This is a genomic window from Bacteroidia bacterium (genome assembly GCA_041391665.1).
GTDB lineage: Bacteria > Bacteroidota > Bacteroidia > J057 > J057 > JAGQVA01.
The window spans coordinates 577,063-589,934 of sequence record JAWKNO010000003.1 but is presented as its reverse complement, the minus strand read 5'-3'; the positions used below and the strand labels follow the sequence as shown (position 1 = coordinate 589,934).

The 12,872-nt window shown below is 40.8% G+C and carries 10 protein-coding genes and 1 pseudogene; 3 read left to right on the top strand and 8 right to left on the bottom strand.

The annotated features are described in order from the left end of the window. Window positions 1–120 precede the first annotated feature (120 nt). On the top strand, window positions 121–3,075 hold the full coding sequence (locus tag R3D00_25190; protein MEZ4776495.1) for a TonB-dependent receptor: 2,955 nt from the start codon (window positions 121–123) through the stop codon (window positions 3,073–3,075). 42 nt (window positions 3,076–3,117) lie between these two features. Then, window positions 3,118–4,812, top strand: a complete 1,695-nt coding sequence (locus tag R3D00_25185; protein MEZ4776494.1) for a T9SS type A sorting domain-containing protein — start codon at window positions 3,118–3,120, stop codon at window positions 4,810–4,812. 114 nt (window positions 4,813–4,926) lie between these two features. Here the strand turns inward: R3D00_25185 and R3D00_25180 are convergent. The 7 genes and pseudogenes from R3D00_25180 to R3D00_25150 form a co-directional block, all read right to left on the bottom strand. Then, window positions 4,927–5,078: pseudogene (locus R3D00_25180) on the bottom strand (DUF4172 domain-containing protein). Window positions 5,079–5,349: 271 nt separating this feature from the next. Further along, window positions 5,350–5,622, bottom strand: coding sequence for a hypothetical protein (locus R3D00_25175; GenBank protein ID MEZ4776493.1), 273 nt, complete (start codon window positions 5,620–5,622; stop codon window positions 5,350–5,352). A gap of 8 nt (window positions 5,623–5,630) precedes the next feature. Beyond that, a complete protein-coding gene (locus R3D00_25170) occupies window positions 5,631–6,653 on the bottom strand; it encodes a PDDEXK nuclease domain-containing protein (GenBank protein MEZ4776492.1) in 1,023 nt (340 codons plus the stop codon). A gap of 596 nt (window positions 6,654–7,249) precedes the next feature. Then, window positions 7,250–7,759, bottom strand: coding sequence for a hypothetical protein (locus R3D00_25165; protein MEZ4776491.1), 510 nt, complete (start codon window positions 7,757–7,759; stop codon window positions 7,250–7,252). Next, window positions 7,756–8,148 (bottom strand): DUF2251 domain-containing protein, encoded by a 393-nt coding sequence (locus R3D00_25160; protein ID MEZ4776490.1) that lies wholly within the window; start codon window positions 8,146–8,148, stop codon window positions 7,756–7,758. The genes R3D00_25165 and R3D00_25160 overlap by 4 nt, the downstream gene beginning before the upstream one ends. Window positions 8,149–8,246: 98 nt before the next feature. Next, the gene (locus tag R3D00_25155) at window positions 8,247–9,554 is read right to left on the bottom strand and encodes a leucine-rich repeat domain-containing protein (protein MEZ4776489.1); all 1,308 of its coding nucleotides are present in this window, start codon (window positions 9,552–9,554) and stop codon (window positions 8,247–8,249) included. A gap of 155 nt (window positions 9,555–9,709) precedes the next feature. After that, window positions 9,710–10,387 carry a hypothetical protein gene (locus tag R3D00_25150; GenBank protein MEZ4776488.1) on the bottom strand — a complete coding sequence of 226 codons (678 nt, stop codon included), beginning with the start codon at window positions 10,385–10,387 and terminating at the stop codon, window positions 9,710–9,712. 252 nt (window positions 10,388–10,639) lie between these two features. Here R3D00_25150 and R3D00_25145 point away from each other — a divergent pair, with 252 nt between their 5' ends. Then, window positions 10,640–10,963, top strand: a complete 324-nt coding sequence (locus R3D00_25145; GenBank protein MEZ4776487.1) for a type II toxin-antitoxin system PemK/MazF family toxin — start codon at window positions 10,640–10,642, stop codon at window positions 10,961–10,963. 70 nt (window positions 10,964–11,033) lie between these two features. Here R3D00_25145 and R3D00_25140 read toward each other — a convergent pair whose 3' ends face one another. Then, window positions 11,034–12,872 carry a YgiQ family radical SAM protein gene (locus R3D00_25140; protein ID MEZ4776486.1) on the bottom strand — a complete coding sequence of 613 codons (1,839 nt, stop codon included), beginning with the start codon at window positions 12,870–12,872 and terminating at the stop codon, window positions 11,034–11,036.

Here is a 12,872-nt window from a genome sequence, read left to right as displayed (position 1 = left end):
TCATGAGTTTTAACTTTTTTCTAAGGTCAGAAAATCTACTTTTAGAAAACGTAATACCTGATTAACGCTTTCTTAAATACGTGCTGGGGCAAAAATATAGATCACTCAAATACTAAGTCAATGTCTAAATCAGCCACTTCTCTTTTCTGTTTGGTGCTTGGAGTATTTTTTATGGGAATACACTCCATTTATGCACAAGGGTCCGGTAATATTTCGGGATCAGTAGTTGAAAAAGCATCCGGTGAAAAGATTCCGTTTGCGGGTGTTCGATTGGAAGGAACCAGTCATGGCGCCTCTACTAATGATGATGGGGAATTCATTCTTAGGCAGATTCCTGTAGGAGATTATCAGTTGGTGATCAAATACATTGGTTATGTAGAGCAAAAAATACCCGTCTCCGTAGCTGCGGGAAAAACGCTGGAAGTCAATGTTGAATTAGATTACGTCGGTGTTCAGGGTAAAGAAGTAGAAATCTCTGCCCAGGCTTCCGGTCAGCTAAATGCTATCAACGAGCAGTTGGCCTCTAATACCATCAAAAATGTTGTATCCGCAGACCGGATAAGAGATGTTCCGGATGTAAATGCCGCAGAATCCGTATCAAGGCTTCCCGGTATCTCCCTGATCAGAAATGGAGGGGAGGGCCAGAAGGTGTCTGTCCGGGGTATCTCGCCACAATATAATGTGACGATGGTCAATGGGGTGCGCATGCAGTCAACAGACCGGGATGACCGAAGTGTGGATTTGAACATGATTGCTCCCAACATCCTTAGCGGTATTGAAGTTACCAAAGCTTTGACACCCGATATGGATGCAGATGCGGTGGGGGGAACCGTTAATCTCAAAATTGCGAAGGCGCCTGAAGGATTCAGAAGCAATATCGGGCTGCAGGGGGGATATGGCTCCCAGGCAAATACCTATGGAAACTACCGGGTAAACGGTTTGCTTAGTAACCGGTTTTTTAAGAAGAAGCTTGGGGTGCAGGTTTCCGGGTACTTAGATAATTTCAATAGAAATTCTGATGTCCTGAATGCCGGTTATGCATTAAACGAAGAAGATTCACTGGACGGCGGGTTTATTCCGATCGACCTCAACCAGGTGAGCATCAGCGACAGAGTTACGGAAAGACAAAGATTGGGAGGAGGATTAGTGCTTGACTATCAGTTTAAAAAGGGCTCCATACTTATGAACAATTTTGTAAGTAACCTTTATCAGCATCAGATAGAGCAGCAAAATTCACTTACCCTTATCGGGAATCAATGGTCAGGATTTGCAGCAGACAGAGAGATGAGCAATACGGTGCTTAGTAATGCGCTTCAGGGAGAATTTAAATTTTCTTTTTTTACTGTTGATTTCTCCGTTTCCAATTCCATTTCCAAACAATACAACCCCGGCGACCTTAGAATGAATATAGGGATTGCCCAAAACGAAGCCGGTTTTACAACGCCATCGCTGGATGAACCTGTTAAAGCAACACCCAATGAGTTGTTAAGCGCTGCTAAAATTATTCAGGGAACCAGTGCGAAGCGGGTGACAAATTTTACCACTTTAGAGCGGGATGTTCAGGAGTCCGCCCAGGAGGCAATGCTCAATGTTAATGTTCCTTTTAGCCTTTCAAAAGCGGTTTCGGGTAAAATAAAATTTGGCGGTAAATATGTGCGCAATGTCAGAAATAATGATGAAACACAACATTTTAGCCAACCCGACCGGAACTTCTGGGGGGAAGAATTTGTAAGGGTATTAAAAGATTCGCTTTGGACAGATTTGGGTCTGGAAAATCTCGATCAGAATCTCGGAATCAGGGCTTTTCTGTTTGAAGATCCTTCCTATAAAGTGGGAAATTTCCTTGCAGGGGAAGAAGGCGTTAATGATTTATTTTATAAAGCGGATATCTGGAAAATGAATCACTATGAGGATTTAGCCGTTAATAGTGGTTATTATCTCAAGGCAGTAAAAGAATCGATTCAGTATGATTATACCTACAAAAAAGACCTTTATGCCTTTTATGCCATGTCAGAGATTAACGTTGGCAAATATGTCACACTCTTTCCCGGTATCAGGTATGAAAATTTTGCCTTTGGTTACAATTCATTCCTGACAGAAAGATTCGGCCCCAACCCGGAAGATTTCAGAAATTCAGAGCTGTCCGCAGACAATAACAAGGGCCAAAACTGGTTTCCTCAGCTCCAGGCTCGTGTGAAGCCGGTGAGCTGGCTGGATGTTCGTCTGGCCCGAACAAAAAGTATCATATATCCCGATTACAGGGCTATTTCTCCCTATATGTATTATGATTCGTACAGTGGCCCTGCGCTGGATTTAGGTAATCCGGTCCTTCTGCCAGCCATATCTCAAAACTATGATGTTTATGCTTCGGTTTATAAAAATCGCATTGGTTTGTTTACTGCCGGATATTTTTACAAAGAGATTGACAATTTAATTGTTACTACCAGTTTTAGAACCAAAGATCCGGCAAGAATTGATAACAGATTTAATTTAACACCAACCCAGCAAACGGTTGTTAATACCTGGATGAATCTCGATGGTATTTCTTATGTCAAGGGATTTGAGCTGGACTGGCAAACGCATTTCTGGTATCTGCCCTCATTCCTTAAGGGTTTTGTCTTAAATGTTAACTATACCCATATCAACTCAGAAACCACTTATCCCTATCAGACATCGGTTAAGTTAGGAACAGGGCCATTTGCGCAAACCATATTTGTCGATTCCACACGAGCAGGCAGGATGCCTAATCAGCCCAATGATGTATTTAACTTTACATTAGGTTATGATGTCGGCGGTTTTTCGGCTCGTTTATCCTTCGTATATCAGGATAATATTCTGACGGGTGTAAACAGAACTTACGATGAACTGGATGCCTATACGGCTGCTTACAGACGTTGGGATTTTACCGCTTACCAGAAACTACCCTGGCTGAATGGACGATTCCAGTTGTATATGAATGCCAATAATATTTCCAACGCAGCCGATCGTTCGTTTATAAGTGTATTACAAAAACTTTCTTCTGTGCAATATTATGGAAGAACCATTGACATAGGGATTCGCTACGGATTTCAATAATTTAAACCTTAACTTAATGACCTTTTTTAAATCGTACTTATTATGAAAAAAGCTATTACTCTTTCATTTGTGTTTGTGTTTCTGGTTGGACTGTTTACAGTTTCAACTGCACAAACAGCTTTGGATCCAAACTCGTTCGTCAATACGCAGATAACCGGCCCGGGTGTTTACACAGTTGCTGCTGGTCAATATTACGCGTTTGACGGCCGTATTGACTTGACATTTGATGTAACCATCGTGGGGCCTGATGATACCTGGATTATGGATCAAACCACCCCTCCCGTTTTGGTAAATACACCTGCCGCTGACGGTACTGCAAGAACTTTCTTTGAAATTAAAGCCGGAGGATCACTGACCCTCAAGAATGTTCTTTTTAGTGGTACAAACAGCAACGGTGAGATTAGTGGTAACTTCGTCGCAAATACCGGTGGTAGCAAAATGATGGCAGTGAACTGCGTATTTACTGACTGGCGGGATTTTGCACTCAGAAACCAGTTTAAAGGCGATAGCACCCTGATCACCGACTGTGTATTCATCAATGGCGTTCGCCCACTTTTTAATCCTTTCGGTGGCTTCCCGCTCCGTATGGATGTGGCTTGTAATAATGTCGTGATTGAAAACAACTCAGTTGTAAACTCCGGTCGTTTGACAGGCAATAGTGGCCCGTGGCACAATGCCAAAATTCATGAGATGCACAACACCTATCTCAATCAAACGGTAAATGGCCACGAGCAGCGCGCTTTCGAGATGATCACTGCCAATAATATTTTTTATAACTGGCTGTTTGTAGGCCGTAAAAATGAAAATGCAGCAACTCCCAGCAATACCTATGATTCGCATTTTACCACATGGAATTATTTTGCCGATTCCAAAACCAAGCTGGACAGTATTTCACTGTATTTAGGTCAAAACCTGTTTTATCGCGAGCAGAAAATTTTAGATTGGTTTACCACATCTGGTGGTGATTCTATTGCTCCCGGCCTTTTGTGGGAACATGCTGATGTGGACTCATTTATCACAATTGATGATAATTATACCATTGGTACAAACTACGCCGAACGGGATCCCGGATTTACTGTTCATCCCGGAAATACAGATTCGATCGTTAGTTATATAAATTCCCACTGGTATAACCAATCAGGAACCTGGCCTGACTGGCGTGTTACTTCACCCGTATCATTTGATGGAAATGGCTTGCCCGTACTTAGCTGGCCTCCGGCATTTGACCTGAGTTACTCAAATACATATATGCAGACAGCTGGAACAGACGGATTACCGCTGGGTGATTTGAACTGGTTCCCTGATAGAAAAGCAGACTATATAGCCGGCAGAGCGAATATTGTAGCAGCAATCAGAGATTCAATGGCAAATGCTACCGCAGTTTACGATCCTCTTACTATGGATAACACGCCGATGATTGTTCCATGGGCTACTTCTATTGACAAAGTGCTGCCGACGCAAATTTATGCTTTGAGCAACTATCCGAACCCATTTAACCAGACTACCACCATCCAGTTTGGTTTACTCCAGCCCGCAAATTCAGTTACACTGAGTGTATCCAACCTTTTTGGTCAGAAAGTATTTGAATTGACTGAAAGCAGATTGGCCTCAGGTACACATGAATTTAATTTTGATGCTTCAAACCTTAGCAGTGGTATCTATATCTATCAGATCAATGTTACAGGTGTAAACGGTCAAAATTTTGTGGCCTCTAAGAGAATGATTTTGTCTAAGTAGTAAACCTGCTGTAGATACTTTGAGGTGGTTTCCAATTCTGTCAAAAGATTGGGGACCACCTCATTTTTTATATGGATTCATAACTGCCTGGCGAATAAGTAGCAAGGCACTTTTTCATTTCTTTAGTTCATAATTGGTACTTCTTCCTCCCGCTGGTTTTTTTGTAATATGTCTTTATCTATCAAGTCGTTAATATCTCTAATCGCTGTATCCTTTGAACATTCAGCAATCTTTGCCCATTTCGAAGAAGTCAACTTCCCCTCAAATCGGAATTATAAACATATTGGGATAAACCACCAGGGACACCAGGAAGCCACAAGGGACACAAAGCGCAGTTTCCTTGAGGCCTTTGTGAGTCTGCCCAGGCAGATGGTTTCTGCTTCGCTTCGGAAAGATCACTTTCTCCCAATTACTTTATAATTCTGTTTTTAAATGCACCACAACATCCAAACGGGTTCCTCTTCTAAACGAACATATTTTTGACGTTGTCCTGCGGGTTTGAGTATATGAATATTTCGTTGTTCACAGAGCCGTATCTCATTTTTCTTCTGTGAATTTGTCGTATTCGTTCCAATAAAATTGTGCGCCTTCTGGATCAATTGTTTTGTAATACTCCAACAAGCGGATAAACAAATCATTGGCTAAGCCGTGAATGGTAAGCGAAACCAATGTGTCCAAATAACATTCAATTGCATTGCCGTTAGTTGTTTTACTGGAAATAAGCGTGTTTACTTCGCTTTCCAACAAAGGCAGTTGCTGTTTTATACTATCGTTAAACTGCTCGATGATTTGCTTAATGTCGTCAAACATGTTATCGCTCATTGGTCTTTATCCTGTAATTGGTTTTCTAATTGCTCAACTGTGGGCAACTGGTTTTGGAAATCTTTTGGTAAGGCTTGTGTTAAAATATATTCGCTGATGCCAATGGGTTTATTGATGTCCCGAAGGGTGTATTCTGCTTCTACCTTATCTTTGTGTTTGCATAAAATAAGTCCAATACTCGGATTATCGCTTTCGTGTTTCAGTTGGCTATCAACTGCTGACAAGTAAAAGTTAAGTTTACCAGCATATTCAGGTTTGAATTTTCCTGCTTTTAGTTCAATAACCACAAAACAGCGCAGTTGCAGGTGATAAAACAAAAGGTCTAAGTAATACTCATTTTCACTTACAATGAGTTGATATTGCCGCCCAACAAAGGCAAAACCCTTGCCCAATTCTATCAAAAAGCGGGTAATGTGTTCCATCATTGCGTTTTCGATTTCCCGTTCCAAAGCATCATTTTCTAAACCTAAAAAGTCGAGATTATAGGGGTTTCTAAGGGTTTCTGTTGCCAGTTCAGATTGTGGTTGTGGGAGCGTGTGCTGGAAATTGGTTATGGATTTGCCTTTGGTTTCATAATATTTATTTTTAATAGCTATATCTAAATTGTCTCTGCTCCAACTGTTTGCCATGGTTGCACGACAATAAAAAAGAGCCTGTTCCACATTTTTTATTTTGCTTATTATCAGTCGATTATGCCCCCAGGGGATTTGTGCCACAAGCTGTGGCACAATTGGGAACTCTTGGCTGTAAAACAGATACCATTGCCTGATGGCATATAGATTTCTGCGCGAAAAACCATTGATATTCGGGAAACTCAAACGTAAGTCAACGGCAAGCTGCTCTAAAACAGCATCGCCCCAGTTGGCTTCGTTTTGCTTGTTTACAATGTCTTTTCCCAAGTCCCAGTATAATTCTATAAGCTGGGTGTTTACGCTTATGGCTGCTTTCAGTTGGGCAGATTTTATTTTCTGCTTTATGTTTTCAAACCATTGTTTATAGTTGTTGTCTGCTAAATGCATAGTTTAAACCCCACGGTTTAAAAGTGGCAATTATTTATTTTTGAAATGTCTGTTTTGATGAAGTTCATTGAAACGCTCAGTTTGATTGCCATGATTTCTTAGCCTCCGCCAATGAGGGGTAAGTTTCATTGAATTCGTCTGTTGGAACTTAGTTGAAATTTCTGCCTTTCCGAAAACTAAAGCTGCTACCGTCACTACAATAAATGTCAGTATTGTTTTCATTATTCGTTGTCGTTTTTTGTTCCTAACATGCCCTTCTTGACACTTCCGAATATCCTTCCTTTCCCCCGAAATCACAACTATTTGGCGGAGAAAAAGGCAGGTATATAATATCACACAAGGCTGTAGCGGTAGAGGTTTTGGTGATTTTTGCCGACGGAATTATAAATTTATTAGGACATAGAATAGAACCATCTGCATAGGCAGATACACAAAGAAGGCAACAAGGATACAAAGAAAACCACTTAGATCACGATGAAAAGTCCTTCCTGAACTTAGTGCGGGCCTTGTGGTCATTGTGGTTTCTCTACTCCTTCCCAAAAGTCCCTATATCCCGATTTATAATTTTGTATCGGTATTTTGCCCTGGCAAAATTCCTATCTCATCACATTGTACTTCTCAAGCAGGTTTTCAATTCTTTCCTTTTCTTGTCCTTCTGTCATGTCGAGAATTACGACTTTGTCAATCAAAATGTCTTCATCATTGGCCGCAAAAATTGAGAACCAAACTCCTTCATCAAAGTCATGATGCCAGGTGGTCATTATATCGTGTTTCGGTAAATACAAGTCTTCAATGTCCAATTGTCTGTACACAATCTCCTCGTCAATCAAGTCGTGATTTCGTTCACAAGCCTGTCCAACAGTAGAAACCCAGCAAACGTCATTGTTGATGATTTTTGAAATTACTTCAGCAACATAGTTCCGCGGTTGTCCGTTGTCTACGAGGATGCATAGCCAGTTTGACTTGGGTAAGTCATCTGCCCAATTTCTCTCTGTCGAGTATAAAATGAAAATTATTTCTCTGTCATGGAGTGTCATAGAACAAACTTTATCCCTATTCTGAACATCAGCATTAAAGAAGCATAATGCTGTGCACAGTTTTTTCATTCTCTGAAGAATTGTTCAACTTCTTTGTCCGTCAGTTTTCTTTGTCGCCTGGTCCAATTTTTACTTTCTGGAAATCCATTTCTACAAAGTCCAATTTCATTTTTAAAATCTATAATTGCATGACAATAGTCGTTGATGATCAAAGCAGATTTAGAAAGATCATCTGTCCAGAATATTTTTATTTCAGATGGCACATTTTTATGGACTACAGATGCAACGTCATAAACATGTACAGCGTCCAGAATCATTAAAGCTGTTGCGTCTGATTTCTCAATTGCATAAAAATATCCGGTTTGTCCATCATCTTCAAAAACTACTCCTTTGTCAATAGAGGCCGGAAAACTGTCAACAACAGTTTCTTGTCCAATGCTTAATTTGTCTTCTGTCAATAAAAACATTTTGGAAAATATTGTGGGCAACGTTTAATATATGAAGCGTAGCATCCCGCAGGGTGCTATGATTTCATATATAGTGTTAGGTGTTTTATTCAATTTATAATTTTGGTTTTGGGGAGATATGATTGCAATCTTATCAAATCCTGATCACTTAATTTAACACCTTGAATAACCAACTCTTCAAGGTGACTTAAGTTTTTAAATTCTTCAGTGACGTTAAAGGCTTGATTAAATGATGCGTTTATTTTCCTTAGATGTTTAATCTTAGATAATACAGCTATTTCGTTAGCTAAATCAAAAGAATTCTGACGAATTGATAATTCTTCAAGATATTTCAATTTTAAAATCGAAATGGGTATTTGCCTTAATTCGCACATAGACATTGATATTGACTTTATTTTGGCAGTTTTAGAAATAGTTGAGAAAACTTTTTCAAAGTTCATTGACCTATTTGCATCTAAGTCGATACTTTCAATCTGATCCAATTGCTTAAATGATTCTGGGAGGCTGCGGATGTCCAATACACCTAAACCTAAATGCTTTAATGTTCTACAATTTGATAGTGATTCAAAAGCTTGGGTTAATTCTAACTTTGGATTATTGCCAATGTCTAATATTTCTAAACTAGATATTTGATTTATGTTTGACGGTATACTTGTAAGGCCAGTGCTTAAAAGATTTAGCTCTTTTAAATTTGGCAAACGGCTTAGAACTTGAACGTTTTTAGATAGTTCAAATCTTTTGTTGTATGCGAATGAAACCACCTTAAGCTTACTCAGATTACCGAAAGACTCTGGCAATACCTGCAAATCATTTGACCATATTTGCAACTCTTCTAATTGATTTAAACGGCCAAACGAGTCTGGTAGTTCGCTTAGCTTGTTTCCTGAAATTTGCAGGTATCTTAGATTCACGAGATTGCAAAATGTATTTGGGATTGTTTGAATGTCATTTCGCCTGATATCTAGAAATTCTAAATTGGGTAACGATCCAAGATTAATAAAACTGAGCGAGTCTTTTACAAGATTATTGGATAAGGAGATTTTATTCAACCCTTTTAGATAAGATATATTCTTATTTATTTGAGAGACCTCACACTTATACATCATTAGATGTTCAATTTTAGTGTTTTGTATGTATTGGAATATTGAATCAAGAGGCAACGGCTTTTGTCCTCCTAAATTTAAATATGTGAGATTATTAAATTTGGCAAGTTGAGCCAAAGGCTCGTCTTGTGAATACCACAAACTCATTCCATAAACCGAATCTGCTTTATCTATGTTCTCAACTATCCCACGGTAGACTTTTCCATCAAATGCCATTGACCCAAAACCGTCTTGAGCATTACCGCAAACTGTCAAGCCTATCAATATTAAAGTTGTCAAAATCTTAATTCTCATATTCGTTTTTATTACACCTAACGTTTTATGGTATGGTGTCGTGCGGGATTACGAAGCACTTTCCTATCAGTTTACACTAACCTTTTTTACGAGCCACAAACTCTCGCAAACCACTGAAACCCGCATGCACTATACCATGTGTTGGCAGCAGTAATTTATTCATATTTGTATTTATATGTCCTATGTTTATCTTCATCTCTATAAACGAATTCCTTATAATCTACAGAGGATTTTAAATCAAGTTTAGCATTCAATTCTTTATCTGTTAAATTATAATGTCTTTTATTTAAGAATCCTACTGTCCTAATTGTTGGATGTTCAATAATCGGAGTTAAGTCTCCATCAAGAATTTTTGTATCTACAAATCTAAAATCAATCAGTTTGGGGAAATTGCTAAGAAATTTTAGATTGTCAAGTGGCGCACATACATTTAAGCATAATACTTTTAAATTCTTAAGTTCAAATAGTTCTGGAGTTGGAATAAATTTTTTGGATTGATTAATATGCAAAAATTCCAACGAGTCTTTTAGTGAGGAAATCCCTTTATCATTCGCAAGTTTAAGACAATAATGCAACTCCAACCTTTTTAAATTATTAAATTTCTCAATACCGCTTAAATCCTTGAAATTTGCCCAATTCATCTCCAAGTATAGAAGTCTATCCGATTGCGGTAACTGGTCAAATGCCAATCCTTTATGCTTAAAGTGAAAAGTCTTGGCATACTCAACTTTATCAAAATCAGTTTTTGTCACTCGATTATCCTTATAATCACAGTGAAAAATATTGTTTTGGTCAATATGGTCAAACCATATCGTATTATATCTCCAATCCATTAAATCAAGTTATAATTTATCATTGTCGTAGGGCTCTGTTTTATTGCTGCCAACATCCATATAAACGCTACGCGTAGCGTTTATGTCCTTATTGACTGAGTCCAATATCCTCACTTCCCCCCGAGATCACAACTGTCTGGCAAAGAAAAAATCAGGTCGCAAATCCTGGTAAGAAGCTTTTGAGGAAATGCATGACGAGGGGGCAGATCAGCTATTGATGGATGAGGTGTTTGAAGATGAAAATTTTGACGAATGGATTTGAAGCAATACGAAATTGTGCTGGTCAATCTTGATCCGACAGTGGGAAGCGAGATCAAAAAAACACGCCCCTATGTCATAATTTCTCCGGATGAGATGAACAAATATCTCCGGACTATTATCATTGCTCCAATGACAACACAATCAAAAAAATATCCCACCAGAATAGAGTTCAAACACGAAAACAAAATCGGCTGGATAGTGATTGATCAGGTCAGAACAGTTGATAAGCAGCGAATTATCAAAAAACTGGGCCGTCTCTCCCAGCCTGAAATCAAAGAGGTGAAATCCGTTATCAACGAAACCTTGGTGCGGTGACCTCTGTGGTTTTTCTGTAAGGTTTAGCATAAAACACATCAGGCACAAAGATTCTCTGTTTCTATTCCCCTTACTTCTTCCCCACCAATCTCTCCGCCAGGTCGCGCCTGTCAAGCCGTAGGAGTTTGTCCTTGATTTTGGCCTGGTTTTCGGGTTTGTACCAGAAGAAAAATAAATGCTGGTTGCGTTTTTCTTCCTCGGTTTTGGCGGTGTAAATGGGCTTCAGGGTATAGGGGTGTACGCCTGTATAATAAATCACTTCCGCAACGGTCATCGGCGTCGGGGTAAATCCCTGTACCTGCTCCAGCCGGAAACCCATGTCTTTGGTCTCAGCAGCCAGATTGGCCATGTCCTGTTCCTTGCAACCGGGATGACTGGAGATAAAATACGGAATCAAGGGCTGCTCCATATCGTTCTCCTCATTAATGCGGTCGTAGTTTTTCTTAAACTCGTGAAAATGTTTAAACGGCGGTTTCCGCATGATATGCAGCGTATCGTCGGAGGTATGCTCCGGCGCGACTTTCAGCCGGCCTGAAATATGGTTTTTTACCAGTTGCTGCATGTAGTCCTCGATATCGTCCGCGTCGCCCTGCTTGTTGTAGGATTTGGTCAACAAGTCATAACGAATTCCACTGCCGACAAATGCTTTTTTCACCTTAGGGTGTGCCGCCGCTTCTTTATAGATTTCGGTCAGGGGCTTATGGCTCGTGTCGAGGTTGTGGCAAACCACAGGATGAATACAAGACGGACTGCTGCAACGGTCGCAGATTTCCTGTACCTTGCCTTTCATCTTGTACATATTGGCCGAAGGGCCGCCCAGGTCGCTGATATAGCCCTTGAAGTCGGGCATTTTCGTCACTGCATCCACCTCTTTCATGATGGACTCTTTCGAGCGCGAAGCGATAAACTTGCCCTGATGCGCTGAGATCGTACAGAAACTGCATCCGCCAAAACATCCGCGGTGCATATTGATCGAAAAGCGGATCATCTCATAGGCCGGGATGGTGCCGCGTTTGTTGTATTTGGGGTGTGGCTGGCGGGTAAATGGAAGGTCAAACGAAGCGTCAATTTCGTTTTCCACCATCGGCGGATAGGGCGGATTGACCACCAGCATTTTTTCGCCTATCCCCTGAAGAATGCGCCGCGCCTGCACTTTGTTGGACTCCTGCTCGATGATTTTAAAATTGGCGGCGTAGCGGATTTTGTCTTCCAGACAGGTTTCGTGCGAGGCGATTTCGACGTCGGTCCAGTTTTTGTTTTTGGGTACTTTATCTGCCGATTCAGCCAGAAAAGCGGTCTGGGGAATGGTTCTCAGGGAGTTGAATGGAACCCCTTTTGCCAGCAATTTCATGATTTCATTGAGCGGTTGTTCCCCCATGCCATAGACCAGCATATCGGCGCCGCTGGTTTCGAGGATGGAGGGAAACAGTTTATCTGCCCAATAATCGTAATGAGAAACCCTTCTCAGCGAAGCCTCAATGCCACCGATCAGCACCGGCACATCGGGATAGAGCTGTTTAAGGATACGGGTATAGACATTGACGGCGTAGTCGGGGCGAAAGCCCGCTTCTCCACCGGGAGTATAAGCGTCTGTGGATCGGCGGCGTTTATTGGCGGTGTAGTGATTGACCATCGAATCCATACAGCCGGAGGAAACGCCAAAAAACAGCCTTGGGCGCCCAAATTTTTTGAAGTCGCGGAGGTCGTCCTGCCAGTTGGGTTGGGGAATGATCGCCACGCGATACCCCGCATGTTCGAGGATACGGCCGATGACCGCCGGGCCAAAGGCAGGATGATCTACATATGCATCACCGGATATCAAAATGACATCCAGTTCTTCCCATCCGCGTTGCTGAACTTCCTTCGCAGTGATGGGCAACCAGTCGGTAATCGGTCGCTGTTTTTCCAC